Raw genomic sequence first — 24,801 nt, 5'->3', positions numbered from 1 at the left:
CTCGGCCCTGGATTTGCTCAGCCCTGGATCTGAATGGCGCTGATCGGGCCGCCGTAGCGCTCGGTCAGATAGACCGTCGAATTGCCGCGCGGCATGTCGAAGGTGACCCAGCCGCGTACGGTGTCACCGGGCTGCATCGTGTTCGTCGCGATGGCCGGTGAGTACTGCGCCCGGGTTTCCTGCTGGACGTCCTCGACGTTGATGTCGAAGGCGAAGAACTCATAGCTCAGTTCGCCCTGCTCCAGATGGACCTCGACCAGCACCGATCCGTAGTCGCCGCTCGAGGCGCTGGCTGAGGAGTCCCATCGGGTCTCCATGATGGTCCACTGGCCGGCCACGTCACCGTCCTCGAAGGGGACCGTGTCACCGGGGGGCGGCTGATAGCCGGTCGGCTCGGCGGTGGCGGGAGTCTCGCTGGGGGAGGGGTCCTCGGCGGGGCCTTCAGGGCCGCGCGCGAAGAACATTCCGAGCACCACGGTGAGCAGAATCGCGCCGATGACGATGCCGGTGATGATGGCGGGCCACTTGCTCTTCTGCGGGGCGAATTCATCGACCGAGACGGAGTCGTGCTGGCGGGTCAGCGGCTGTCCGTACGCCGGCGGCTCGGGTTGGTAGCCCTGGTACTGATGCCCCTGCTGATGCTGGCCGCCGTACTGATGACTTCCACCACCGCTGCCGAACTGGGGTCCGTGGTCGAACTGCGGTCCGCGAGGCGCATCGAAGGATGGCTGCGGACCCGATCCCTGGGGAGGAAGGAAATCGGGGAGCTGCTGAGGTTCTTGACCGGGCCCCTGACCGTGCGACTGAGACATCCCCGCCGAGTTTACCGCGCCCCGGTGGCCGAGACGTTGTCCACAGCAGGCGAGACCGACGAACTTGTCCACAGATCTGGTGCGCGTCGGCGCAATCGCCTGCCAGCGACCGATGGGTGAGGGTATGACCACACCAGCACGCTTGCGGGTCGCCGGACCCCACGAAGTCGTCCCCCTGATCCCACTGATCCTCGGGTTCCATCCCGACAACTGTGTCGTCGCCGTTCTCCTCGGTCCCGAGGGAGTCATGGCGATGCGGTTCCCACCCGAATCCGATCTGGCTGAACGCATCGACTACGTCGAGCGGATGGCCACCAGTGAGCACTGCGAGATCGTCGTCATCGGCGGCTTCGGTGATGGCATGGACGGCGCGGCAGCCGTGCTCTTCCTGGGGCTGACCAACCTCGCCGCGGCTGCCTTCTCCATCGAGGGCGAGCAGTGGGAACTGGTCGGCACCAACATGCCCGAAGTGCCTGAGTCCGGTCCCTATCAACCGGCCGGGATCGAGGGAGTCGCCGACCTGGCTGATGTGATGCCCAGCCGGGAGGCCAGTGTGGCCGCCGCCACACCCGGCTGCCTGGTCACCGACGAACAGGAGGCCGAGGACCTGTGGCACCAGGCCCGCGACTATTGGCAGGACCGACCGCGGGCCGAACGGATGGCCCAGTTGCTGTGGATCCTGGATGACTTCGAGGCCGACACCTGGGTGCTGTCGGGAGCCGAGGCCGCCGAGCTGACCGTGCTGATCTCCGACAAGGCGGTCCGCGACCTGCCTGTCGTCCGGCTCACCACCGACACTGCCGAGACCTATCTGGACCTGTGGGGCCAGGTCGCCCAGCTGGTGCCCGCCGGCCAGGCCGCCGACGCGCTGTGTCTGGTGGCGCTGTCGGGTTGGCTGACCGGCAACGGAGCACTGGCCAACGACGCTCTGGAGAGTTGCCTGGCGCACCATCCGCACCACGAATTGGCGGGACTGTTGTGGCAGGCCGAGATGTTCCAGACCCCGCCGCGGACCTGGGAGCAGCAGCGGCACGAGATCGCCGCCTCCATGTTTGCCCGGGCGGCGCACCAGTGAGGGCCCGAAACGACTCTCGGGCACCGCCGTCCTCGACTAGTATCGGGCCGGTGAGCCAGAGCACCGACAACTCATCGTCCCCTGACAGCCGCGTTGACGCACCCGAGCCCGACGACGCGGGCCGCTACGACGCGGCCGCAGCACAGGACAAGTGGCAGCGATTCTGGGAGGAGGACCAGACCTTCCACGTCGACAACGACGCCGAGGGCGAGAAGCGGTACGTGCTCGACATGTTCCCCTACCCCTCCGGTGACCTCCACATGGGGCACGCCGAGGCCTTTGCCATGGGCGACGTGTTGGCGCGGTACTGGCGACTGCGCGGCTACACCGTGATGCACCCGATCGGCTGGGATTCTTTCGGTCTGCCGGCAGAGAATGCGGCGATGAAGCGCAATGCGCACCCGGCCGAGTGGACCTACCAGAACATCGACACCCAGGTCGCCTCCTTCAAGCGCTACGGCCTGAGCCTGGACTGGAGCCGGCGACTGCACACCTCCGATCCCGAGTACTACCGCTGGACCCAGTGGCTGTTCCTCAAGTTCCACGAGCGCGGGCTGGCCTACCGCAAGGAAAGCTTCGTCAACTGGTGCCCCAACGACCAGACTGTGCTGGCCAATGAGCAGGTCGTCCAAGGCGCCTGTGAGCGCTGTGGCGCTGCCGTGACCAAGCGCAAACTCAACCAGTGGTACTTCAAGATCACTGACTATGCCCAGCGGCTGCTGGATGACATGGATCAGCTCGAGGGGCATTGGCCCGACCGGGTGCTGGCGATGCAGCGCAACTGGATCGGCCGCTCCGAGGGCGCGTGGGTGGACTTCCGGATCGAGGGCCGAAGCGCCCCTGTCCGGGTCTTCACCACCCGCCCCGACACCCTGTGGGGCGCCACCTTCATGGCGGTCGCGCCGGAGTCGGAGTTGGCTGCCGAGATCGTCTCGGAGGACCAGCGGGCGGCCTTGGAGGCGTACGCGGAACAGACCAAGCGGGTCACCGAGATCGAGCGGCAGTCGACCGAGCGACCCAAGACCGGCGTCCCGCTGGGCGTCACCGCCACCAACCCCGTCAACGGCGAGCAGGTGCCCGTGTACGCCGCCGACTACGTGCTGGCCGACTACGGCAGCGGTGCGGTGATGGCGGTGCCGGCCCACGACCAGCGTGACCTCGACTTCGCCAAGGTGATGGGGTTGCCGGTGCGCGTGGTGGTCGACACCGGCGAGGAGGACCCGAACGTGTCCGGTGTCGCCACCGCCGGTGACGGTGCCTACGTCAACTCTCCGGAACTGGAGGGCATCCAGACCAAGGAGCAGGGCATCCGGGCCGCGGTCGACAAGCTGGAGGCCGACGGCAGCGGCGAGGGCGCAGTGACCTACCGGCTGCGGGACTGGCTGTTGAGCCGGCAGCGGTTCTGGGGCTGCCCGATCCCGGTCGTGCACACCGAGGACGGCCGCGAGGTGCCGGTGCCCGAGGAGCAGTTGCCGGTGGAGCTGCCCGACATGCGCGGTGAGCAGCTGTCGCCCAAGGGCACCAGCCCGTTGGCCGCGGCGCAGGAGTGGCGATCCACCGAGCTTGCCGACGGTACGCCGGCGCTGCGTGACACCGACACGATGGACACCTTCGTGGATTCGTCGTGGTACTTCTACCGCTACTGCTCCCCGAACTACACAGACGGGCCGTTCGACCCTGAGGCCGTCGCGACCTGGATGCCGGTGGCGCAGTACGTCGGAGGCGTCGAGCACGCGATCCTGCACCTGCTCTACATGCGTTTCTTCACCAAGGTGCTGCACGACATGGGGCTGGTGCCCTTCACCGAGCCGATGGTGCGGCTGCTCAACCAGGGCCAGGTCATCAATCAGGGCAAGGCGATGAGCAAGTCGCTGGGCAATGGCGTGGACCTGGGCAAGCAGATCGACGAGTTCGGTGTGGACGCGATCCGGCTGGCCATCGTCTTCGCGGGCCCGCCGGAGGAGGACATCGACTGGGCGGACATGTCGCCGGCCGGATCGGTGAAGTTCATCCAGCGTGCCCACCGGATTGCCGTCGACACCACCAGCGAGGTCGGCACCGACCCGAGTGGGGGCAGCACCGAACTGCGGCGGGTCACCCACCGCAGCATCAAGGAGATCGCCGAGCTGATCGAGCTGAACCGCTTCAACGTTGCGGTGGCCCGGGTGATGGAGTTGGTCAATGCCACCCGCAAGACCATCGAATCGGTCGGGGGAGCGGATCCTGCTGTACGCGAGGCGGCCGAGTTCATCGCGATCGCGCTCAGCATGGTGGCCCCCTACGTCGCCGAGGAGATGTGGGAGAAGCTCGGCCACGCACCCTCAGTGGCCAACGCGAGCTGGCCGGCGTACCAGGAGGAGTTGCTGGTCGCGGACAGCGTGACCTGTGTGGTCCAGGTGCAGGGCAAGGTCCGCGCCAAGCTGGCGATCTCGCCGGATGCTGCCGAGGACGAGGTCATCGCTCAGGCGTTGGCCGACGAGGGGGTCCAGCGTGCGCTGGCAGGTCGCGAGGTCCGCAAGGTGATCGCGCGGCTGCCCAAGCTGGTCTCCATCGTCCCTGCCTGACCCCGTGTCTGTCTGATCGCCGTCTGTCTGATCGCCGTTTCTGCCTCACCAGGAGTCACCATGTTGTTCAAGAGCCACCTCGAGGACCAGGTCGCCGACCTGCGCCGCCGGGTCCGTTCCCAGCAGCACCTCATCGATCAGCTCGCGCAGCATGTTGGGCTGGACCTCGGCACGATCGATCCCTATGCCGTGTCCCAGGAGGTACGCGATCTGGTGGCCCAGGGCAAGAAGATCGAGGCGATCAAGCTCTATCGTGAGCAGACTGGTGTCGGTCTGGCCGACGCCAAGCGCGCGGTCGAAGACGCCACAGAGATCTGACCCGGAGTCAACGAAAAACCGCCGGCTGCTGAGCAGCCGGCGGTTTTTGGTGCGGTGACGATCAGTTGGACAGGCCGCCGTCGAACGGCGGCTGCTGGCCCTGGTCGAAGGCCTGGTCGGTGCCCGACTGGTTGCCGTAGGGCTGGTCGCCGAACCCCTTGACCGGCGGGTTCTCGGCCTCCTTGGCCTGCTCGGCCTCGACTCCGGCCTCGATCTTGGCCAGCGTACGGGCGGCAGTCTCGCGACCACCCAGGCCAAAGGCCAGTGCGGCTGCGGCAGCGCCGCCGATCACCAAGGCACCGAAGGCCATGTTGATGATCGAATCGGCCAGACCCATGAACTTCAGGCCCATCGCCACGAAGAGGATGATGGTGGCGACCGAGACGATCTTGCCGGTCAGGCCATTGCCCAGCACCTTCTTCAGCAGGCTGGCGATCACGACACCGGCCACCACAATGGCGGCGCCGAAGAGGACGTTGCCGCCCAGCACCAGCACCTCGTTGAGCAGCTCGGTGACCTGCGGGAAGTTGAGCAGCTGGGTGGCCATGATCGCGAAGAACAGCACGATGGCGATCTTCACGATCAGGGTGAGGATGTCAGAGGCCTTGCGCTCCTCCGGCAGGCCGGCCTTGGCTGCGGCCCGGTCCAGACCGGTGCCGGCCAGCACCGGCTGCAGGATCTTGCCGATGAAGTTGGCAGCCACCACACCCAGCGCCAACAGCGCCACGGCGGTGATGATGCTCGGCAGGGCCGTGGTGATGGTCGACAGCATCTGGGTGGCGGGCTCGTACAGCGCGGCAATGCCGAGGATCTGCAGGGCCGCGACCGCGATCAGGATGACGATGATGCCGAAGACGATGCCGGCGATGATGCCGGTCGGGCCCGACGGCGAGACCGAGGACTGACCGCTGTGCTGCTGCGGCTGGTGCTGGCCCTGTCCCTGCTGCTGACCCTGGAACTGGCCCTGCTGGAACTGTTGCTGCGCCTGAGGGTGCTGCTGCGCCTGAGGGTGCTGCTGGCCCTGGTGGGCGGCTTCGCCCTTGCCGGTCCAGGCGGCAACCCGGCGGTCAAGGCCGACGGCCGACAGCCCCGAGACAGTCAGGTCACGGGCCACGCCGGCCAGCTTCCAACCGATGAAGAACACCAGGACGGCGCCGACCAGGCGCGGCAGGAACGCGGCGAAGCCACCCAGCAGGCCCTGCAACGGCTCCAACACCTGGTTGAGGCCAAAGAGCTCCAGCAGCGCGACCAGACCGAGCAGCCAGATCAGCAGGCTGGCGATCTGCCCGAGCGAGCTGCCCAAGGTGGCCCCAGAGGCGTCCTTGCGTTGCAGGGCGGGGACCTTGCTGATGAGTTTCGCGACGGCCCACTTGGCCACATTCGCGAGGATCAAAGTGACGACGAGGATCAGGATGGCCAACAGGACCTTCCCCAGGATCCCCAGCCAGTCAATGGAGTCGAAGTCCATGGCGGTCCCCTTTCACGGGTGGTTGTACGCCACATTCCGGATGAATGCTCGCCACTCACGCTAGCCATGTCGGTCTGCGGTGCTACACCGGGGGTGGTTGTCCACAGGCCAGGGTCGGACCGAAGTTCTCCACAGATCGGTGATTCGCCGACACATTCCGGCATCAGGTGCCGCTGGTGCAGGTGTGAGCAACCAGGACAAGACCAGCGAGCGCCTGGCGGCGCTGGTGGCCGGCCCGGGTGAGGGTGCCCCGCGGCGTGCCCTCACACCGGAGCCCGCCGCGTCGCCCCGACGCTTCACTCGCAGCCACCTGCGGGCGGTCGCCGTGGCGATGGTGCTGTGTCTGGTGGTCGCCGTCTACGTGGTGCTGCGGGCCCGTGATGTTCCCGATGCGGTGCCGCTGGCTCCGACCGCGACCGAACTGGAGCCGGCCCCGAGCCCGTCGCCCAGCGTTCGAATGTTGGTCGTCCACGTCGCGGGGGCCGTACGCCAGCCCGGCCTGGTGAATCTGCCAGACGGCTCCCGGGTCGCCGATGCCATCACCGCGGCCGGCGGGCCCACTGAACACGCGCAGCTCGGCACGCTCAACCTGGCCCAGCCCGTGCAGGACGGCCAACAGATCCTGGTCTCCGACAACGACGAGGAGGAGAGCCGGGTCGGCGCCGGCGGCGGCTCGGGCAGTGACGGATCCGGCGGACCTGGCGGCGGGGGACCGGGAGCGAAGATCAACCTCAACACCGCCACCGCGGCCGAGTTGGAGACCCTGCCCGGTGTTGGTCCAGCCACCTCCGCCCGAATCATCGCCTGGCGCGAGGAGCACGGTCGGTTCACCAGCATCGAGGAGTTGCAGGAAGTTTCCGGGATCGGGCCCAAGACGTTCGAACAGTTGGCCGAGCATGTCACCGTCTGAACCGGCGGCGGTCGAGCCGACGGCGACACCCCCGGACCGGCGGATGGTGCCGATCGCGGCGGCATCGTGGGCGGTTGCCGGGCTGGCGACCAGCGGCGTGGCATGGGCCTGGCCCGTCCTCGGCGTGGTCGGGGTGGCGGCACTGGTGTGGGGGATAGGCCCTCGACGAGTTCATCCGCGCCGAGGGCGAGGAATTCATCTGCGCCGAGGGCGAGGAGTTCATCTGCGCCGAGGGCGAGGAATTCATCTGCGCCGAGGGCGACGCTGGGGCGTCGCGCTGGCGTTGGTGACCCTGGCGATGGCCACCTCGGCCGGCGTTCGCGCGGCACAGCTGGATTCCTCGGTGATCGCTGGCCATGCCGAGGCCGGCGCCATGGTCGAGGTGGAGGTCCAGGTCGGCACCGACCCCTCACTCAGCAGCAGCAATCGGCCGGTCGTGGTGGTTCGGGGCGACCTGGTGGGCCTGGTCGGCCGTGGTGAAGGATGGCGGGCCCAGATGCCAGTGCTGCTGCTGGCGAGTTCGGCCCACCAGGACTGGCTTGCCGTGCCCGCCGGAGCCACCGTCCGGACCTGGGCCCGAGCCCGGCCCGCCGACCCCGGCGACGGGTTGGCGGCCGTCCTCATCGCCCGGCAGCCCCCGGAACTGGTGCACGACCAAGGACCGGTCGATCGCGCCGTCGACCACTTCCGCGCCACCCTGCGGGCGGCGGTCAGCGCCGAACCAGCCGATCGCCGTGCGCTGCTGCCGGCCCTGGTGGTCGGCGACACGTCCCAGATGAGTGGCGAACTGGGGCAGGTGTTCGAGGCGACCGGCCTGACCCACCTCAATGCGGTCTCGGGCGCCAACCTGGCGCTGTTCCTGGCCTTTGCCCTGACCGCGGCGCGGTGGATCGGCGTACGAGGTTGGCCACTGCGGCTGATTGGGGTGGCCTGCGTGGTCGCCTTCGTGTTGGTCTGCCGGACCGAGCCCAGCGTGTTACGAGCCGCGGCGATGGGACTGGTGACGTTGGCGGCCTTGGGACAGGGCAGCGACGCCACCAAGGGCCTGCGCCACCTCTCGGTGGCCGCCGTCGGCCTGCTCATCATCGACCCTTGGCTGTCCCGATCGGCCGGATTTGCGATGTCGGCGCTCGCCAGCGGGGCCATCATCTGGTGCGCCCGACCTTGGCAGCAGGCACTGCGGCGGTGGCTGCCGGGCTGGGTGGCCGAAGCGGTGACGGTGCCCTTGTCGGCACAGCTGGTCACCCAACCCATCGTGACGGGGCTGTCCGGGGTGGTCTCGATGGTCGGGATCATCTGCAATGCGTTGGCGGGCCCGCTGGTCGGGCCGGCGACTGTGCTCGGACTCTCGGCCGGTGCACTGGGTCTGGTGTTCCCGATCGGTGCAGCCTTCCTCGGCTGGGTCGGTGGCTGGTGTGCCCAAGGCATCATCTGGATCGCTCGCGCCGGGGCAGCGCTGCCCGGTGCCACCTGGACCTGGCCCACCACTGCGGTCGGACTGGCCGTGCTGAGTGCCTGCTGCCTGGCGCTGTTGGTGGGGATGCCGCTGCTGTTGCGCAGGCCCGTGGTGGTGATCGCGCTGGCGCTACTCGTGGTGCTGGCAGGGATCCGGGCACCGCTGCAGCCGGGCTGGCCGCCGCAGGGCTGGCGGATCGTCGCGTGTGATGTTGGCCAGGGTGATGCCACGGTGCTGTGGGCCGGATCCGGATCAGCGGTGGTGGTGGATGTTGGCCCGGAGCCGCAGTTGCTGGACCGCTGCCTCACCAGCCTGGGCGTGCGTTCCATCCCGGTTCTCGTGTTGACGCACTACCACGACGACCACGTCGGCGGACTGGCCGGCATCGGTGACCGCGGGGTCGGAATGGTGCTGGTGTCGCCGCTGGCCTCGCCCGCGGCGGCGGCCCGTGCGGTTGCGACGTGGACCGAGCGGCGGGAGATTCCGGTCCAGGTCGCCCGGGTCGACCAGCGCTGGCACGCCGGGGCGGTGGACTGGCGGACGCTGTCAGTCGGGCCGCAGGTGGTCCAGACGTCGAGAGCGACGGGGGAGTCGCCCGGGGAGAACAACGCCAGCATCGTCGCTGTCGCCACCGTTGACCGGATCTCGGTGCTGCTCACCGGTGACATCGAACCGGAGGCACAACGCCTGCTGGTGGGCAATCCGGCCGCGACCGCAGTGGTCCTCAAGGTGCCCCACCACGGATCGGGCAACCATCTGCCGGAGTTCTTCCGGCACAGCGGCGCGAGCTTGGCGTTGATCGGGGTCGGCGCCGACAACACCTTCGGGCATCCAGCCGCCCGCACCCTCACGACCTTGCGGACCGGCGGCATGACCGTGCTGCGTACCGATCTGCACGGATCCATCGCACTCAGCCGCGATGACCACACCATTCGGGTCCGAACCCAACGACAGGAGAACCCATGACGCACGATCACACCCCTCAGACGCACCGGCGCACCCGACACCGCTGGCTGCGCCGCTGTTCGGCCGTCCTGGTCGCCGGCGTGACGTCGCTCAGCCTGGCCTCGGCTCCCGCCGCGGCCCGTCCCGAGGACGGCTTCGGGCCACTCGGCAGGGTCGTCGACACCCGGTCGGGGCCGGCGGAGGTGGGTCAGTACCACCTCGGCAACCGGGTCGCGTACTGCATCGACCTCGACGCGTGGGGGCCACGTGAGGCATCCGGCTGGCGGGTAGCGTCGCTGCGCGGGGCCCGCAAACAGGTCGGTTTCGGCGACCGTGCCGGTGCCGCCACGCTCACCGGCGAGGCGTTCACCGAACGGGAACGGGCTGAACTGGCATACCTGCTGGACTGGGCCGGTCAGCGTGAGCTCACCCTGATCGAGGCGATCGCGGTGGACCACCTGATCCGGCTGCGGGGCGTCGGCGACGACGAGCAGTTGCAGCGGCTCCGGGACCGCTACGCCGCCGCAACCCGGCAGTTCCCCGGCTTGGCGGAGCTGGTCGAGGAGCTGCAGCGACGGGTGAGCAACCTGCACGGCCCCTACCGGATTGAGGCCGGTCGGGACACTGGTGGCCGGCTCACCGTGGTGATCCGATCGGCGACTGGAGCTGCGGTCACCGGGGTCGACCTCACCGTGCTGGTGGACGGGCAACAGGTGAAGACAAGGGCCACCGGCGGGACTCACACCGTTCGGGTGCCTCGGGACGCCGACATTCGGGTACGCGCCGAAGTGCCCGCCACCGAACCCCAGTTGTGGATCGCCCGACATCACGGCGACCTGTCCCACCGCGACAGCACGATTCAGCGGATGTTGGTCGAGTCGCCGCGGGAAGGATTGGAACTGACAGTCGCACCCGACGAACCAGTGCCCAGCACGCCGGCGCCAGCCACTCCTTCGCGTCCGGCCCCGTCGACGCCGACGACACCAGTGGCCAGCACCCCGGTCCCGTCCACACCGACCAAGCCATTCACACCGACCACTACCGGACCGTCGACGGCTGTGTCCACCACGCCCCGCCCGTCTCCCACTCCGACCAGCCCGTCCGTTCCCACCTCGACCAGCCCAACGGCACCTCGCCCAACCAGCCAAGCGAGTACGCCGACGATGACGGCCAACCGTCCGGCGACGCCGCTGCCCAGCACCGGCGGGGGAGCGACAGGACTGGTGCTCGGCCTGACGATGGTGGCTGGCGCGTTGCTGTGGTGGGTCCGACGCCGATAGGGGCGCTCGCACCTAGGTGCCACGGGTGTCGGGCTGGCATGCTGGGGCCGTGAGCACGTCACCCTTCGGCCAGACCACCCTGGTCACCGGACCCGAGCAGATGTTGGCCGACCGTGCGGTCGAGACGATCCTGCGGTCCGCCCGGCAGACCGCGCCCGAGGTCGAGATCAATCAGGTCACCGCCACCGAACTCGACGGCGACCGGCTCGCCGAGATCACCGGTTCCTCGCTGTTCAGCGCAGAGTCGGTGGCCGTGGTCCGGGACCTGGCCAACCTGCCCACCGACCTCACCGATGCCGTGCTGTCACTGGTGGCCGAATTGCCCGACACCACCGCGCTGGTGCTGGTGCACGGCGGCGGCCAGAAGGGCAAAGCGCTGCTGGACAAGTTGCGCAAGGACAAGGCCGTCGACGTCGTCGAGGCTGCCAGCCCCAAGCCCTGGGAGATCGTCAGCTTCGTCCAGAGCGAGGCCAAGCGTGCCAAGATCGCCATCCAACCCGAGGCCGCCCAACTGTTGGTCGACACGGTCGGTACGGATCTGCGCACCCTGGTCGGTGCGCTGGGGCAGCTCAGTTCCGACAGTGAGGACGGTCGGATCGATGAGGCGCTGGTACGCCGCTACTTCGGCGGCCGGGCCGAGATCACCAGCTTTGTCGTCTGCGACCACGCCCTCGAGGGCCGCACCACCCAGGCGATGGAGCAACTGCGCTGGGCGCTCAGCAGCGGCGTCGCACCGGTGCTGGTCACCTCGGCGATGGCGATGGGCCTGCGCCGACTGGTGAAGTTTCTGGACCTGCGTAGCTCCGGCATGAACGACCGGGACCTGGCCCGCGAGTTGGGGATGCCGCCGAGCCGGATCAGCAAGCTGCGTGGCCAGGCCCGCCGCTGGGATCAGGCCCGGCTCGCTGCCGCGATCCAGGCGACGGCCCGGGCCGACGGCGAGGTCAAGGGCGCCGCCGACGATGCCGGCTTCGCCCTGGAACGACTCGTGTTGTCGGTGGCGCGCGGCTCCTGAACCGGGCCGGGCGTACGGGTCAGAGCGCGCAAAGACGGCGGCCCCACTCGGGGGCCGCCGTCAGATGCTGAAGGACCGTGCGGCCCGTCGATCAGAGCGCCGCAGCCTTGGCGGCGATGGTCGACTTGCGGTTCGCAGCCTGGTTGGCGTGGATGACGCCCTTGCCGGCGGCCTTGTCGAGGGCGCGAGTGGCGACCCGGGCGTACTCCTGCGCCTTCTCGGTCTCGCCGGCCTCGACGGCCTCGTTGAAGCGACGGGCATGAGTGCGCAGCGCAGCCTTGACAGCCTTGTTGCGCTGACGAGCCTTCTCGTTCGTCAGGTTGCGCTTCATCTGCGACTTGATGTTTGCCACGGCTCAGCCTTTACAAGATCTCTGGTTGGAGGGGCGTCCACGGAGGACGCGACGGCCCACTGTAGCAATCGAGCCCGCCAGGGCTCAAATCGCGTACGGTGAGGATTGCAGCGTCCTCCGATCGGAGGACACCGGTCCACCCAACGAAGGATCGCAGCGATCGCGATGCGCCCCAAGAATGGTGCCATGATCCCCAGCAGCAGTGAGTCGCTGGTCTTCGAACCAGAGGGCGACTTTCGCGGCACACCGCCCTGGACGATCATCGTCCCGCCGGTGCTGCTGGTGCTCACCATGGGCGCCACTCTCGCCATCGGGTTGCCGCTTCCGGTGGGCAGTTGGCCGCTGTTGTGGACGGCCGTAACGGTGCTGCTGATGTTGCGGGCCGGGATGGAATGGTGCCGGCCGAGACGTCTCAGAGTTGCCCAACTGCTCTTCGTCCTGCACGGGGTGGTGGTCCTCGCCACTGCCTTCGTGACTCCGTTCATCGCCATCTATGCCTGGTTCGGATACATGGACGTGATGCGCATCTTCAGCGGCCGCATCATCTATCCGGCCCTACTGCTGACGGCCGCCGGCTGTGGTCTGGGGCAGGGCGGCGGGCTGGCCGGGGTGCAGGACTGGCCGCCGCTGATCATGATCCTGATCGGCGTCAACATGCTCATCGGCACCGGGGCCATCATCGCCGAGCGGCGCCGGGAGCGCACGCTGGCGGACCGCGAGGAAGCGCTGCAGCGGCTGGGCACCGAGCAGGAACGCAGCGCTCAGCTGCGTGACGAACTGGTCGCCCACGCCAGGCGTACCGGCACCCTGGACGAGCGCCAGCGGCTCTCCCGCGAGATCCACGACACCGTCGCGCAAAGCCTGCTCGGGGTCATCACCCAACTGGAGGGAATCGACGCCGGCCAGCTGTCGGCCGCGGATCTGACTCGGCTGGAACGTGCTCAGCGCAGCGCCCGCGAGGGGCTGGCCGAGGCCCGGCGGGCCGTGGCGGCGCTGGCCTCGCCCCGGCTCGACCACGACGACCTCACCGTGGCGCTGGACCAGCTGGTCCGGGCCTGGAATCGCGACCACGCAGCCGCCGCAGAGTTTGACGTGGAGGGACACCCACGCCGGACACCCCACGAGGCCACCTTGTTGCGGGTCTGCCAGGAGGCGCTCAGCAACGTGGCGCGCCATGCGTACGCCAGCCGGGTGCGGGTCGGCCTCACCTATGAGCACGACCGCGTCACCCTGGAGGTCGGTGACGACGGTCGCGGTTTTCACCACGAAGCTGACAGTGATGGACACGGTCTGCCGGGCATGCGACAACGACTCGACGCCATCGGTGGCACCCTGATGGTGGACAGCAGCCCCGGCGAAGGATGCGTGGTGCGAGTGGAGGTGCAGGGATGACCGGCGCCGCAACGACCAGAACCCCGGACCAGGTGCGGGTGGTGCTGGTCGATGACCATCCCGTGGTCCGTGACGGCCTGGCCGGGATGCTGGGTCGGGAGGACCGGTTGGTGATCGTCGGTGAAGCCGCCGACGGCGTCGAGGCGCTGGCAGTGATCCGCAGTCGCCACCCGGACGTGGTGCTGATGGACCTGCGGATGCCCGGCGGAGACGGGATCGAGGCGATCCGCCACCTGCGCGCCGGCGGCAGCGCGGTCAAGGTGCTGGTGCTGACCACCTATGACACCGACCGGGATGTACGTGAGGCGCTGGCTGCCGGCGCTGACGGCTATCTCCTCAAGGACACGCCGCGCGCCGACCTGGTGCGGGCCGTGCTGGACGTCGCGGCCGGCCGGTCAGTGCTGACGGCGGCGGCATTGCGGTCACTGACCACGCCCCAGAGTGACCAGTCTGAACTGACCAACCGGGAACGCGAGGTGCTCGCCGCGGTCGCGGCCGGCGGCACCAACCGGCAGGTGGCCAAACGGCTGTTGGTCAGCGAAACCACCATCAAGACCCACCTGGTGCGGATCTACGGCAAGCTCGGCGTCAGTGACCGGGCTGCGGCGGTGCGGGCGGCGTACGAACGGGGTCTGCTGTGAGGCTCAGCGCACCAGAGGGCGGTCCCGTGCGGGACGTTCTGGCCGCATGATCCAGGCGGCCAGCAGGCCGCCGACCGCACCGCCCAGATGTGCCTGCCAGGAGATGCCGGTCTGGGTCGGCAGCACGCCCCACAGCACCCCGCCGTAGCCGATCAGCACCACCACGCTGATGACCAGCGCACGGATGTCGCGCGCGAGCACCCCGCGCAGGACCAGATAGGTCACCCAGCCGAAGATCAGGCCCGAGGCGCCGGCGGTGATGGTGCCGGGAGCGCTGAGGAACCAGGCCGCCAGCCCCGACACCACCGTGATGATGGCGCTGGCCCCCAGCCACCGCCGCATTCCGTTCCGCCCCACCAGCACCAGCCAGCCGAGCACGAAGAACGGAAGTGTGTTGCTGATCAGGTGGCTGAAGCCGAAGTGGAGCAGCGGCGCCCACAGGATCGCCGGCAGGCTGGTGAGGTCCCAGGCACGGATCCCGAAACTGTCGAACCAGCCCATGAACACCACGTCGAGAATCTCGGTGAGCCACAGCAGCGCGGTCAACCCTCCCATCGCGATCGCCGCCCCGGAGGCCGTCTCGACGCGCCGGGCCGGGGGATTCGGAGAGGTACGCAGCAGCTGACCTGACATGGCACCAAGTCTGCCGCGGCGCCGCAACCCACCTCCACCCGGTACGCCGTCACATCCCGGTCACACAGGCCGCCGGATCGCAACATGGCTGAAACATCAGCGGCGGTGATCCGAAACATCGGCTGACCAGACTCGGCCTCGAGCTCGGGACACGGTCCGGGCCACGGCAGCGCCGGGATGCACCCCGGCTTGGAGGAAACCATGGGTACAGAGGAAGTGTGGGGGCTGGTGTCGGCGATCTGGGTGGTGGTCGCGACCGCGCTGGTCCTGTTCATGACGCCGGGGGTGGCGTTCTTCTACGGCGGCATGACGCGCGCCAAGGCCACCCTCAACATGATCATGATGAGCTTCGCCGCGATCGCGGTGGTGGGCGTCGTCTGGGTGCTGTGGGGCTATTCGATGACCGCCGGCAGTTCGGTCGGCGGTCTGCTCGGCAACCCGCTCGAGATGTTCGGGCTGAGTGGCCTGGTGGCCAGTGACGATCTGGTCTCGGTCGCCTTCGGCGCCACCTTCGCCATCATCACCGTGGCACTGATTTCTGGTGCCATCGCCGACCGCGCGAAGTTCTCGGGCTGGCTGTTCTTCTCCGCGCTGTGGGTGACGCTGGTCTACTGCCCGCTGGCCTTCATGGTCTGGGGCGGTGGCCTGCTCAGTGCCGACGGGGTGATCGGTGGGGCGTTTGGTGAGGCCATCGACTTCGCGGGCGGCACTGTCGTCCACATCAACGCCGGCGTCGCGGCCCTGGTGCTGGCGTTGTTGGTCGGCAAGCGGCTCGGTTTCGGCACCGACCCGGCCCATCGCCCGCATTCAGTGCCGCTGGTGATGCTTGGTGCCGCAATCCTGTGGTTCGGCTGGTTCGGCTTCAATGCCGGTGCAGCCGGGTCGGTGGCCGAGGCTGGCTTGATCATGGTGAACACCATCGCGGCCCCAGCCGCGGCCATGCTGGGCTGGCTGCTGGTGGAGAAGGTACGCGACGGCGTACCGACCAGCCTCGGGGCGGCCTCCGGTGTCGTCGCGGGGTTGGTCGCGATCACCCCAGCCTGCGCCAATGTCTCCCCGCTGGGTGCCGTGCTGATCGGCCTGATCGCCGGCGTCCTGTCCGCCTTCGCGGTCGCGCTGAAGTATCGGTTCGGCTACGACGACTCCCTCGACGTCGTCGGCGTACACCTGGTGTCGGGACTGTGGGGCACCATCGCGCTGGGCTTCCTGGCATTGCCGGTGGACGGTGAGGGCGGCGGACTTTTCTACGGCGGCGGCGCCGGCCAACTGGTCGCGCAGCTCGCGGCCACGGTGGTGGCGATCGTGTTCAGCGGCGTGATGACCTTGCTGATCGGGCTGCTGGTCCACAAGACCATCGGACTGCGGGTCGACCGGGAAGCCGAGATCGCCGGTGTCGACCTGACCGAGCACGCCGAGACCGCCTGGGAGTTCGGTGGTCTGGGCACCAGCGGCAGCGGATTCACCCTCGCTCCGATGTCCAACGAGTCGATCGCCGCCGAGGTCGTGGCCGAGGACAAGGATCACGACGAGTCTGAGCCGGTGCCGGCTCGCGCCACCGAGGAGGTCGGCCAGTGAAGCTCATCACCGCGATCATCCGCACCGAGCAACTCGCCGCGGTCGAGACCGGCCTGGAAGGGTTCGGCGTCAAGGGACTGACGGTGTCGGAAGCCAGCGGCTACGGCCGCCAGCGGGGCCGGCGCCAGACCTACCGAGGCGCCAGCCACACCGTCAACCGCATCCCCAAGGTGCGCGTCGAGATCCTCGCCGAGGACCTCGAGGCCATCCGCATCATCGAGGTGATCCTCGACTGCGCCCACACCGGTGAACCCGGTGACGGCAAGGTCTGGGTCACCACGGTGGATCAGGTCATCCGGGTCTCGGACCGTGCGGAAGGTGAGGCCGCCATCTGAGTCCCGGATCGTCCGATGTGTCACATCGGAACGCAGCATGCCCCCGCGCCGTGGCGGGGGCATGCTGCGTTCTGGTTGGGGTTGGTTAGATCAGGGGTAGATCTCGGCCCGGTCGAAGCTGACCGTGGCGCCGCCTTCGGGGACGGTCGAGGGAGCCCCGCGCTCACCGAGCACGCGGACCGTGACGGTGTGCTTGCCGCGAGGCAACTTCGGGCTGATGTACTGCACGCCCTCTCCGACCCGGGGGTTGCCGTAGAAGTTCACCGTCCTGGCGTGCTCGCCGTCGATGGTGATCTCGGCCTTGCCGTTGAAGGGATCCTTCACCGACAACAGCACCACCTGGGTGCCGGTGAATTCGAAGGTCGCGGTGTCGCCTTCGGTCCAACTCTAGTGGTCATCGCCGCGGAAACACTCGACGCCACAGCCATCACCCGAATGCCAGCCCGTGCCGCTGTACGTCATCTCGGTGTCATTGATGACGGTCGGCGCACCGGTGCCGGGATCCCCCGAGGGGACGTCCAGCGAGGTGCCGGCCTGGACCGGCTTCACGTAGGGGTAGTCGTCCTCGGGGAAGGTGACCCGCTGCGCTCGGGTGGTCCGGAAGCTGTAGGTCGTGTCGGAGGTGTTCTTGGCGTGGTACGCGATCCACGTCTCGGCGCCGTTGGCGATCGACACCGTCCACACCGAATAGTCCGGCAACGCGGTCGGGCAGCTCGAGTAGGTCAGGTAGACCCGGCCGTGGTGCTCCAGGCCGGTCGGACCCTCGCGGATGTCGTCGCAGGACCCGTTGGGCACCGGCACGGCGATTCGCTCGCCGGTGACCGACCAGGGCGTATCCATCTTCTGCAGATAGATCTGGTTGGGTCGGGGCGCGCCATCGGCGCCGGGGCCGGACCAGGAGAAGTAGCGTTGCCCGTCGATCATGACGGGCTCGCCATCGATGGCGAACTCACCGTGATCGGCGATCTTGGCCTTGAAGTGATAGGGGCCGGCCGGGTCGCTGCCTTCGGACTCGATGACGTAGTTGCGATGGTTGGCATCGGTGCCGTCATCGGCGGTGTAGTAGATGTACCACTTCCCGTTGGCCTCATAGAGCGCCGGTGCCCACACATTCTGGACTCAGGTCATCATCGGTGAAGACGGTGACCGCGGGCGACACCAGCAAGGTGGAGAGGCTGGGGGAGGGTCACATCCGGATCGAGTTCACGCTGGTGGTGAACAACCGGTACTGGGTCGGGGCTCGCCCACCGCTTCACCACCTGCCAGAATCTTTCACGAGACGCCACACTACCGAAGGAGACTCCGATGGGTCAGTACGAGGCCAGTGCCCTGGGCAAGGCCATGGGCTCGCGCCAGGCATCCATGTTTCGCACCACCGGCATCGTGGGTCTGGTGATCTCGGCGGCAATGTTCGGTTGGGCCTACTACGCATACACCGAGCTGGACGACTGGGGCATGCAGGTCGCCATGGGCGTCTTTGCGCTGTTCAGTGGGCTGGGGATGATCTTCTTCATGGCGCCGCGGTTCAAGAAAATGGCCGAAGCGCGGACGACGGGCATCATCATCGACATCGGCCCGGACAGCATCACTTACCAGGGCCTGACCATCGGGGCCAACGCGATCACCGCACTGCACCAGGCCGATCTTGGCTACGTCAGTGAGCACAGCAAGGCCCGCCGTGGGCATGTCTTCTACCTCTTCTTCGACGGCGCCGCCACTGGCGTCGAGGCCCACCGCCAGCAGGCGGCGAGCTACGACATCCGGGTCGGCACCCAGGACCGGGCAGTGGCCTACATCCGGGCCACGCTGATTGCGCACAAGGAGCAGCTGGAGGCTGAGTTGATCGACTTCGCGCAACGGCACTCCATCGAGCACCGGGACCACGGCGACGACGTGGACGCCACCGAGGAGGCACACCGGAGCCACGTCGGTGTCTGATGCTGCGCCGTCGGGACGCGTCCGCACTGGTGAATGGGGGCGAATGTGGGAGGATGGGGCAGTCTTTCCCAGCCGATCCAGTTCTCAGCCGACCCAGGGAGTCCCAGCACCCGTGCCCGCCATTTCCGTGCCCGCACCCGCGCCCGGTGCCACACCACCGTCGATCATCCGGAACTTCTGCATCATCGCCCACATCGACCACGGCAAGTCGACGCTGGCCGACCGGATGTTGCAGCTGACCGGAGTCGTTGACGAACGTGCCGCCCGCGCGCAGTACCTGGACCGGATGGACATCGAGCGTGAGCGCGGCATCACCATCAAGTCCCAGGCCGTCCGGATGCCCTGGCAGGTCGACGACACCGCGTACATCCTCAACATGATCGACACCCCCGGCCACGTCGACTTCACCTATGAGGTGTCCCGGTCGTTGGCCGCCTGCGAGGGCGCGATCCTGCTGGTTGACGCGGCCCAGGGCATCGAGGCCCAGACGCTGGCCAACCTCTATCTGGCCCTGGAGGCTGACCTCCACATCATCCCGGTGCTCAACAAGATCGACCTGCCCAGCGCCCAGCCGGAGAAGTACGCCGCCGAGCTGGCCGGCATCATCGGCTGCGACCCCAGCGACGTGCTGCGGGTCAGCGCCAAGACCGGTGTCGGCGTGGCGGAGCTGCTCGACGAGGTTGTCCAGCAGATCGAGCCGCCGGTCGGCGATCCCGATGCGCCGGCGCGGGCGCTGATCTTCGACTCGGTCTATGACACCTACCGCGGCGTCGTGACCTATGTCAGGGTTGTCGATGGTCACCTCTCGCACCGCGAACGGGTGCTGATGATGTCCACCAAGGCCAGCCACGAGACCCTTGAGGTGGGAGTCATCTCACCCGAGCCGATGAAGAGCGCGGCGCTGGGCGTGGGGGAGACCGGCTATCTCATCACTGGTGTGAAGGACGTACGCCAGTCCCGTGTGGGAGACACCGTCACGCTCGCCGTCCACGGTGCCGACACCCCGCTGGGCGGCTACAAGGACCCCAACCCGATGGTTTATTCGGGCATCTACCCGATCGACGGCAACGACTTCCCCGAACTGCGTGAAGCGCTGGAGAAGTTGCAGCTCAACGACGCCTCGCTGACCTACGAGCCCGAAACCTCCGGTGCGCTCGGCTTCGGCTTCCGGTGTGGCTTCCTGGGGTTGCTGCACATGGAGATCACCCGGGAACGGTTGGAGGCCGAGTTCAACCTCGACCTCATCTCGACCGCCCCCAACGTGGTCTATGAGGTGCTGATGGAGGACGGCCGTGAGGTCACCGTCACCAACCCCTCGGAGTATCCCGGCGACGGCAAGATTGCCGAGGTCTACGAGCCCATGGTGCGTGCCACCATTCTGACGCCGAGCGACTACATCGGCACCATTCTGGAGTTGTGCCAGAACCGGCGTGGCATCCAGCTGGGCATGGACTATCTGTCCGAGGACCGGGTGGAGATCCGCTACCGGCTGCCGCTGGCCGAGATCGTTTTCGACTTCTTCGACCAGCTGAAGTCCCGCACCAAGGGGTACGCCAGCCTCGACTACGACGAGGACGGTCAGGAGGCCGCAGATCTGGTCAAGGTCGACATCTTGCTGCAGGGCGAACCCGTCGATGCGTTCTCCGCGATCGTGCACCGCGACAAGGCGTACAGCTATGGCCTGATGATGGCCGGCAAGCTCAAGGACCTGATCCCCCGGCAGCAGTTCGAGGTTCCCATCCAGGCCGCCATCGGCGCCCGGGTGATCGCCCGCGAGACGATCCGGGCGATGCGCAAGGACGTGTTGGCGAAGTGTTACGGCGGCGACATCAGCCGCAAGCGCAAGCTGCTGGAGAAGCAGAAGGAGGGCAAGAAGCGGATGAAGATGGTCGGCCGCGTCGAGGTCCCCCAGGAAGCCTTTGTCGCCGCGCTGTCGACCACTGAGGCCCCCAAGGACAAGAAGTAGGGCAATCCCTGAGGGGGTACGCCGTCGGCGTACGCCACACTGGGAGCCATGCGCATTCCGATCGTTGGCCCGGTGCCGTTCCCCATCAACCAGCCGTTCATCAAAACGGCCCGGTCGGTGATCCGCAAGGTGCAGCAACAGCGCTGGCCGATCAACTCCACCATGCGTCACACTCTGGTGCTGACCTGGGCTTGTGATCCCGAGCCGCTCGCGGCGCAGTTGCCAAAGGGGCTTGAGCTGGATCCCTACCTCGCCGCCGATGGCAGCAAGTACGGGCTGATGGTTGCCAACATCGCCGACGTGTCCGCGCTCAGCGTGCCGGGGATCCCGCAGCTGAAGACGCTCCAGCAGGTCGAACTGTCCTATCGGATCGCCGTCCGGCACGGCGACGAACCGGGCCATTTCGTCTGGCGTACGTTGTCCTCCAACCGGGCGGCAGTGATGGGTGCCCGGCTCGCGCTGGGGCAGCAGCAGGAACACGCCGAGGTGTCGGTCACCGCGAACGGCGACCAGCTGCGCGTGCGAGCCGTCAGCGAGTCCGGCGATGCCGATCTGGACCTGGTCGCGCACCTGGATCGTCATCAGCTGCCTGACGACACCGTCTTCACCAATGTCAGCGACGCCCGTCGTCGCGGCGCCCCGAGCCGGCGACTGTTCTCGGTGGACGCCGGCGAACTGGTCGACCTGGAAGCCGAGTCGGCCAGCTGGACGCCGTCGCCGGTGGAGGTCGACCTCAGCACCGCGACCCTGCCTGCCGCCCATGACGGCAAGCTCTCCGCAGCCGTCCACCTGGCCAACACCAAGATCGTCTGGAACCCCAACCGGCTGTTCAACCGCTGAGCTGCGTACCGCGGGCGGGCTGCGTCCCGGGCGTACGTTTCCTCAACATGTTGAGCTTCGGAGCCCGCCTTGAAGGTGGGGACATGGGGCGGTGTCGGGGTGTGGTCGGGCGTACCGAAGCGGTACCCGGCGTCAGCCGGGGCCCGCCGGAGGTGGGCGGGAAGCCGCCACATGGCCCCACCGGCACCCAAGCCCGGATGTGGCGTACGCCCCCGCCGGATCAGTCGATGCCCGACTGTTCCACGCCCTGCACCAGGTAGCGCTGCAGCACGAGGAAGACGATCACGACCGGGATGATCGAGATCAACGCACCGGTGAAGAGTTCGGGGATGCGTACGCCCTGGGAGGTCATGTACTGGCTCAGTGTCAGCTGGATGGTGCGGGTGTCGTGGTCCTGCGCGATCAGCAACGGCCACAGATAGGCATTCCAGGCGCCGATGAAGGTGATGGTGCCGACCGCGCCGATGATGCCGGTCGCGTTGGGGACCACCACCCGCCAGAACGTGGTCCAGCGATTTGCGCCGTCGATCATCGCGGCCTCCTCGAGCTCGCGGGGGAAGCCAGTGAACCAGGTGCGGAACATGTACGCCGCGAGCGCCGAGAACATGGTGGGGATGATCAGGCCTCGGAAGGTGGAGATCCAGCCGAGCGAGGAGACCATCACGAAGCTGGGGACGAAGGTCACCGTTGCCGGCACCATCAAGGTCAACAGGGTCAGCACCGTCACCCAGCGTGCCGGGCGGATCGGAAACCGGGCCATCCCGTAGCCCGCCATCAGGGCGATGATGATGGTGCCCGCGGTCTGCAGCACCGAGACGATGGCTGAATTCACCAGACTGCCCAGGATCGGGACGTTGTCGTTGGTCAGCACCCGGGTCACGGTGTCGAGGTTGAGCTGGTTGGGCAGCCAGTGCCACTGCGGGGAGGCGATCCAGGCAGCATCGGAGAACGCGTTGCGCACGATCACCCAGAACGGCAGCAGGAAGATTGCCGCCACGATCACCAGGGCGATGTAGCGCACGATCAGCATTGGTGTGCTCGGTTTCATCAGTCCTGGCTCCGATTCAGCACCAGCGTCTGCAGCAACCCGAACAACGCGATCAGTGCGGTCACGATGATGGTGCCGGCGCTGCCGACGCCCAGGTTCTGGCTACCCGACCCGAGCGTCAGCAGATACAGGTGCACCAGCGGTGGCCGGGCGAACGGGGGATAGCCACCGGTGCTGTTGAACAGGTTCATGAACTCGTCGAAGGCCTGGAAGGCGTTGATGAGCAGCAGCATCAGCACCGCCACCGACACCCCGCGCAGCTGCGGCAGCGTGATCCAGCGCAGCATCCGCCAGCCGTACGCCCCGTCCAGCGCCGCCGCCTCATAGGTGCTGGTCGGGATCCGGTTCAGGCCGGCAATGAACAGGATCATGTAGAAGCCCACCTGCAGCCACAGCCGCAGGCTCACCACCACCATCCAGTGCACCGGCGTGGCGCCGGTCAGCCACTGCACCGTGTCCAGCCCCAGGCTGGTCAGCGCGGTGTTGGCGAAGCCGAATGGGGCGCCGTTGAAGAACACCAACCGCCACACCATCGCGGCGATGACGTAGGAACAGGCCGTCGGCAGGAAGAAGGCGGACCGGAAGAAGGCCTGCGCATAGGGCAGCCGGTGCACCAGCAGCGCCAGCCCCAGCGACCCGGCGAAGGTGAGCGGGACGATCGCGGCGGCGAAGATCGTGAAGGTCACCAAGGAGCGAAGGAAGGCCTCGTCCTGCAGCAGATAGAGGTAGTTGTCCAGCCCGACGAAATCGGTCGGGGTGACGGTGTTGCGGGCGTTGAAGAAGGACAGGTAGGCGCTCCACAGCACCGGAACGTAGGTGAACACCAGCAGCCCGACCACGAAGGGCCCCACGAAAGCCCAGAACCACAGGTTGCGGTGCTGCGGCCCCGCGACCCGGTCCCGCCAGGACCGAGTCGCGGGCGTACGCCGCTGGCTGCTGGTGGTGGACACCTCAGCCGTTGAGGCGCTTGAGCTCTGCGCTGACGGCGCTGGCCGCGGTCTGGATCTCCGCTGCCGCGTCGGCGCCGCGGACCACGATGTTGTTCAGGGCGCTGGAGTAGGCATCCGAGGAGGGGGAGGACCAGAACAGGTCCGGGCCGTGGCCCCACTGGTTGACCATCTCGACTGCGTCAGCGCCGGGGCCCGAGGCCAGCATCTCGGCCTCGCCGGCCAAGCTGGTGCGGGCCGGGATGTGGGCGCCGAAGGCGGTGGAGAACTCGACCTGCTTGTCGGCCTGATCGATCCACAGCCAGCGGACGAAGTCCTTGGCGGCTTCGACATTGGGTCGATTGGCGGTGACGCAGGCGGAGTAGGCGCCGATGGCCACTGCGGTCTCGCCCTGGCCGCCGATGGCGGGGAAGGGGATGACGCCGACGTCGTCGCCGTGGGCCTCCATGATCTGCGGGAGGTTCCACAGGCCGGTCCACTGCAGGTTGCACTCGCCGTTGATGAAGGGGGCGGGGCTGGACCAGTCGGCCGAGGCGGCCTTGACGTAGCCAGAGGAGTTGTAGAAGTCACGGAAGGCAGACACGGCCTCGGCGAAGGCCGGGTCATTCCAGCCGGCATCGGTGAGGTCGTCGTTGAGGAGCGGATAGCCGGCAGCCCAGATGATGACCTGACCCAGGACGCCAAGTCCGCCGTCGTTGCCCGCGAAGAAACCGCCGCCGTTGCCGGCGACGGCCTGGGAGACCTCGACCAGTTCGGCCAGCGTCGTGGGTGCCGCCAGGCCGGCCGCCTCGACGGCGGACTTGCGGTAGTAGAGCATCTGCATGTCGACGGTCTGCGGGATGCCCCAGACCTTGTCCTCGTAGACCATCGGCGCGAGGATCGACTCGGGGAAGTCGCTGCGGGCATCGCCCACCACGTCGGTGAGATCGACGACCTGACCGGCCTTGATCATGTCCAGCGAGGGCCCGTTGGCGAATTCGAAGACGTCGGGGGCGTCTTGACCGAGCAGCGCGGCGGGCACCAACTTGTCGTAGTCGCCGACTTGCCAGACCGCCTCGACGGTGGCGTCCGGGTATTCCTCGGCGTACCGGGTGACCGCATCCTGGACGCCGTCCTCGCCGTACTCGTGGTACCACTGCGTCAGGCTCGGGGTCTCGCCGTCGCCGCCACCGCCGCCCTCGTTCGGGCGACCGGTGTTAGAGCCGCAGGCAGCCAGCGTGGCGGCGGCTGCGATACCGGCCGACAGGCCGAGGACATGACGTCGAGTGAAGGACATGGGCGACAGCATAGT

At 67.8% G+C, this 24,801-nt stretch carries 23 protein-coding genes; 14 read left to right on the top strand and 9 right to left on the bottom strand.

Annotated features, from left to right (window positions below; all coding sequences use genetic code 11):
* Positions 1–17 precede the first annotated feature (17 nt).
* A complete protein-coding gene (locus tag CGZ91_RS00330) occupies positions 18–812 on the bottom strand; it encodes a hypothetical protein (RefSeq protein ID WP_094452041.1) in 795 nt (264 codons plus the stop codon).
* A gap of 124 nt (positions 813–936) precedes the next feature.
* Here CGZ91_RS00330 and CGZ91_RS00325 point away from each other — a divergent pair, with 124 nt between their 5' ends.
* From CGZ91_RS00325 to CGZ91_RS00315, 3 genes are read left to right on the top strand one after another with little or no spacing between them, the layout of a single operon-like run.
* The gene (locus tag CGZ91_RS00325) at positions 937–1,887 is read left to right on the top strand and encodes a DUF4192 domain-containing protein (RefSeq protein ID WP_179229147.1); all 951 of its coding nucleotides are present in this window, start codon (positions 937–939) and stop codon (positions 1,885–1,887) included.
* A 50-nt stretch (positions 1,888–1,937) separates the two neighbouring features.
* Positions 1,938–4,451 carry a leucine--tRNA ligase gene (gene leuS / locus CGZ91_RS00320; RefSeq protein WP_094452039.1) on the top strand — a complete coding sequence of 838 codons (2,514 nt, stop codon included), beginning with the start codon at positions 1,938–1,940 and terminating at the stop codon, positions 4,449–4,451.
* 60 nt (positions 4,452–4,511) lie between these two features.
* Entirely contained in the window at positions 4,512–4,769 is a 258-nt protein-coding gene (locus CGZ91_RS00315; protein WP_094452038.1) for a ribosomal protein L7/L12, read from the top strand.
* A 61-nt stretch (positions 4,770–4,830) separates the two neighbouring features.
* On the opposite strand, the gene CGZ91_RS00310 is transcribed toward CGZ91_RS00315, so the two are convergent.
* Positions 4,831–6,237, bottom strand: a complete 1,407-nt coding sequence (locus CGZ91_RS00310) for a mechanosensitive ion channel (protein WP_094452037.1) — start codon at positions 6,235–6,237, stop codon at positions 4,831–4,833.
* 184 nt (positions 6,238–6,421) lie between these two features.
* Here CGZ91_RS00310 and CGZ91_RS00305 point away from each other — a divergent pair, with 184 nt between their 5' ends.
* Genes CGZ91_RS00305 through holA form a run of 4 tightly spaced genes read left to right on the top strand, consistent with a single transcriptional unit; the run spans position 6,422 to position 11,843 of the window.
* Complete coding sequence (locus tag CGZ91_RS00305) at positions 6,422–7,147, top strand: helix-hairpin-helix domain-containing protein (protein WP_229116321.1); 726 nt, start codon at positions 6,422–6,424, stop codon at positions 7,145–7,147.
* A complete protein-coding gene (locus CGZ91_RS00300; protein ID WP_144008434.1) occupies positions 7,134–9,569 on the top strand; it encodes a ComEC/Rec2 family competence protein in 2,436 nt (811 codons plus the stop codon). The genes CGZ91_RS00305 and CGZ91_RS00300 overlap by 14 nt, the downstream gene beginning before the upstream one ends.
* A complete protein-coding gene (locus CGZ91_RS00295) occupies positions 9,566–10,828 on the top strand; it encodes an LPXTG cell wall anchor domain-containing protein (RefSeq protein WP_094452035.1) in 1,263 nt (420 codons plus the stop codon). The genes CGZ91_RS00300 and CGZ91_RS00295 overlap by 4 nt, the downstream gene beginning before the upstream one ends.
* A 49-nt stretch (positions 10,829–10,877) precedes the next feature.
* Positions 10,878–11,843 carry a DNA polymerase III subunit delta gene (gene holA / locus CGZ91_RS00290; protein ID WP_229116128.1) on the top strand — a complete coding sequence of 322 codons (966 nt, stop codon included), beginning with the start codon at positions 10,878–10,880 and terminating at the stop codon, positions 11,841–11,843.
* A gap of 91 nt (positions 11,844–11,934) precedes the next feature.
* Here holA and rpsT read toward each other — a convergent pair whose 3' ends face one another.
* Complete coding sequence (gene rpsT / locus CGZ91_RS00285) at positions 11,935–12,195, bottom strand: 30S ribosomal protein S20 (RefSeq protein WP_094451365.1); 261 nt, start codon at positions 12,193–12,195, stop codon at positions 11,935–11,937.
* A 186-nt stretch (positions 12,196–12,381) separates the two neighbouring features.
* Between rpsT and CGZ91_RS00280 the strand changes: the two genes are divergently transcribed.
* Together CGZ91_RS00280 and CGZ91_RS00275 are read left to right on the top strand one after the other, a co-directional pair.
* Complete coding sequence (locus CGZ91_RS00280) at positions 12,382–13,587, top strand: sensor histidine kinase (protein WP_179229146.1); 1,206 nt, start codon at positions 12,382–12,384, stop codon at positions 13,585–13,587.
* Complete coding sequence (locus CGZ91_RS00275) at positions 13,584–14,228, top strand: response regulator (protein WP_094452033.1); 645 nt, start codon at positions 13,584–13,586, stop codon at positions 14,226–14,228. The genes CGZ91_RS00280 and CGZ91_RS00275 overlap by 4 nt, the downstream gene beginning before the upstream one ends.
* A 3-nt stretch (positions 14,229–14,231) precedes the next feature.
* Here the strand turns inward: CGZ91_RS00275 and CGZ91_RS00270 are convergent, their stop codons facing one another.
* Positions 14,232–14,861 carry a rhomboid family intramembrane serine protease gene (locus tag CGZ91_RS00270; RefSeq protein WP_179229100.1) on the bottom strand — a complete coding sequence of 210 codons (630 nt, stop codon included), beginning with the start codon at positions 14,859–14,861 and terminating at the stop codon, positions 14,232–14,234.
* Positions 14,862–15,062: 201 nt separating this feature from the next.
* On the opposite strand from CGZ91_RS00270, the gene CGZ91_RS00265 reads away from it, so the two are divergent.
* Both CGZ91_RS00265 and CGZ91_RS00260 read left to right on the top strand, forming a co-directional pair.
* Positions 15,063–16,436: an ammonium transporter gene (locus tag CGZ91_RS00265; RefSeq protein WP_094452032.1), complete on the top strand. Its 1,374-nt coding sequence runs from the start codon at positions 15,063–15,065 to the stop codon at positions 16,434–16,436.
* A complete protein-coding gene (locus CGZ91_RS00260) occupies positions 16,433–16,771 on the top strand; it encodes a P-II family nitrogen regulator (protein ID WP_094452031.1) in 339 nt (112 codons plus the stop codon). The genes CGZ91_RS00265 and CGZ91_RS00260 overlap by 4 nt, the downstream gene beginning before the upstream one ends.
* Before the next feature lie 90 nt (positions 16,772–16,861).
* Here the strand turns inward: CGZ91_RS00260 and CGZ91_RS00255 are convergent, their stop codons facing one another.
* Together CGZ91_RS00255 and CGZ91_RS00250 are read right to left on the bottom strand one after the other, a co-directional pair.
* A complete protein-coding gene (locus CGZ91_RS00255; RefSeq protein ID WP_144008433.1) occupies positions 16,862–17,101 on the bottom strand; it encodes a hypothetical protein in 240 nt (79 codons plus the stop codon).
* A 57-nt stretch (positions 17,102–17,158) separates the two neighbouring features.
* Complete coding sequence (locus tag CGZ91_RS00250; protein WP_094452029.1) at positions 17,159–17,881, bottom strand: family 43 glycosylhydrolase; 723 nt, start codon at positions 17,879–17,881, stop codon at positions 17,159–17,161.
* Between the two features lie 195 nt (positions 17,882–18,076).
* Here CGZ91_RS00250 and CGZ91_RS00245 point away from each other — a divergent pair, with 195 nt between their 5' ends.
* From CGZ91_RS00245 to CGZ91_RS00235, 3 genes are all read left to right on the top strand, one after another.
* On the top strand, positions 18,077–18,709 hold the full coding sequence (locus CGZ91_RS00245) for a hypothetical protein (RefSeq protein WP_094452028.1): 633 nt from the start codon (positions 18,077–18,079) through the stop codon (positions 18,707–18,709).
* Positions 18,710–18,821: 112 nt separating this feature from the next.
* Positions 18,822–20,675: a translation elongation factor 4 gene (gene lepA / locus CGZ91_RS00240; protein ID WP_324252643.1), complete on the top strand. Its 1,854-nt coding sequence runs from the start codon at positions 18,822–18,824 to the stop codon at positions 20,673–20,675.
* A gap of 48 nt (positions 20,676–20,723) precedes the next feature.
* Positions 20,724–21,515, top strand: coding sequence for a DUF2071 domain-containing protein (locus CGZ91_RS00235; RefSeq protein ID WP_094452026.1), 792 nt, complete (start codon positions 20,724–20,726; stop codon positions 21,513–21,515).
* Positions 21,516–21,735: 220 nt separating this feature from the next.
* Here CGZ91_RS00235 and CGZ91_RS00230 read toward each other — a convergent pair whose 3' ends face one another.
* From CGZ91_RS00230 to CGZ91_RS00220, 3 genes are read right to left on the bottom strand one after another with little or no spacing between them, the layout of a single operon-like run.
* Entirely contained in the window at positions 21,736–22,563 is an 828-nt protein-coding gene (locus CGZ91_RS00230) for a carbohydrate ABC transporter permease (RefSeq protein WP_094452025.1), read from the bottom strand.
* Positions 22,563–23,513, bottom strand: a complete 951-nt coding sequence (locus CGZ91_RS00225) for a carbohydrate ABC transporter permease (RefSeq protein ID WP_094452024.1) — start codon at positions 23,511–23,513, stop codon at positions 22,563–22,565. The genes CGZ91_RS00230 and CGZ91_RS00225 overlap by 1 nt, the downstream gene beginning before the upstream one ends.
* 1 nt (position 23,514) lies before the next feature.
* The gene (locus CGZ91_RS00220; RefSeq protein WP_229116319.1) at positions 23,515–24,786 is read right to left on the bottom strand and encodes an ABC transporter substrate-binding protein; all 1,272 of its coding nucleotides are present in this window, start codon (positions 24,784–24,786) and stop codon (positions 23,515–23,517) included.
* Positions 24,787–24,801: the final 15 nt, after the last annotated feature.

The sequence above is a fragment of the Parenemella sanctibonifatiensis genome, from assembly GCF_002250565.1.
GTDB classification, from domain to species: domain Bacteria; phylum Actinomycetota; class Actinomycetes; order Propionibacteriales; family Propionibacteriaceae; genus Parenemella; species Parenemella sanctibonifatiensis.
The sequence above is the reverse complement of the archived record's forward strand: the minus strand, read 5'-3'. Positions and strand labels throughout refer to the sequence as shown.

What these genes read in the sequence shown, in the direction of transcription:
- CGZ91_RS00245 (WP_094452028.1), top strand. Translation starts at nt 18,077, where the DNA reads ATGGGTCAGTACGAGGCCAGTGCCCTGGGCAAGGCCATGGGCTCGCGC.
- CGZ91_RS00295 (WP_094452035.1), top strand. Translation starts at nt 9,566, where the DNA reads ATGACGCACGATCACACCCCTCAGACGCACCGGCGCACCCGACACCGC.
- CGZ91_RS00275 (WP_094452033.1), top strand. Translation starts at nt 13,584, where the DNA reads ATGACCGGCGCCGCAACGACCAGAACCCCGGACCAGGTGCGGGTGGTG.
- CGZ91_RS00325 (WP_179229147.1), top strand. Translation starts at nt 937, where the DNA reads ATGACCACACCAGCACGCTTGCGGGTCGCCGGACCCCACGAAGTCGTC.
- CGZ91_RS00300 (WP_144008434.1), top strand. Translation starts at nt 7,134, where the DNA reads ATGTCACCGTCTGAACCGGCGGCGGTCGAGCCGACGGCGACACCCCCG.
- CGZ91_RS00230 (WP_094452025.1), bottom strand. Translation starts at nt 22,563, where the DNA reads ATGAAACCGAGCACACCAATGCTGATCGTGCGCTACATCGCCCTGGTG.
- CGZ91_RS00235 (WP_094452026.1), top strand. Translation starts at nt 20,724, where the DNA reads ATGCGCATTCCGATCGTTGGCCCGGTGCCGTTCCCCATCAACCAGCCG.
- CGZ91_RS00220 (WP_229116319.1), bottom strand. Translation starts at nt 24,786, where the DNA reads ATGTCCTTCACTCGACGTCATGTCCTCGGCCTGTCGGCCGGTATCGCA.
- CGZ91_RS00310 (WP_094452037.1), bottom strand. Translation starts at nt 6,237, where the DNA reads ATGGACTTCGACTCCATTGACTGGCTGGGGATCCTGGGGAAGGTCCTG.
- CGZ91_RS00270 (WP_179229100.1), bottom strand. Translation starts at nt 14,861, where the DNA reads ATGTCAGGTCAGCTGCTGCGTACCTCTCCGAATCCCCCGGCCCGGCGC.
- CGZ91_RS00265 (WP_094452032.1), top strand. Translation starts at nt 15,063, where the DNA reads ATGGGTACAGAGGAAGTGTGGGGGCTGGTGTCGGCGATCTGGGTGGTG.
- CGZ91_RS00280 (WP_179229146.1), top strand. Translation starts at nt 12,382, where the DNA reads ATGATCCCCAGCAGCAGTGAGTCGCTGGTCTTCGAACCAGAGGGCGAC.
- CGZ91_RS00315 (WP_094452038.1), top strand. Translation starts at nt 4,512, where the DNA reads ATGTTGTTCAAGAGCCACCTCGAGGACCAGGTCGCCGACCTGCGCCGC.
- CGZ91_RS00330 (WP_094452041.1), bottom strand. Translation starts at nt 812, where the DNA reads ATGTCTCAGTCGCACGGTCAGGGGCCCGGTCAAGAACCTCAGCAGCTC.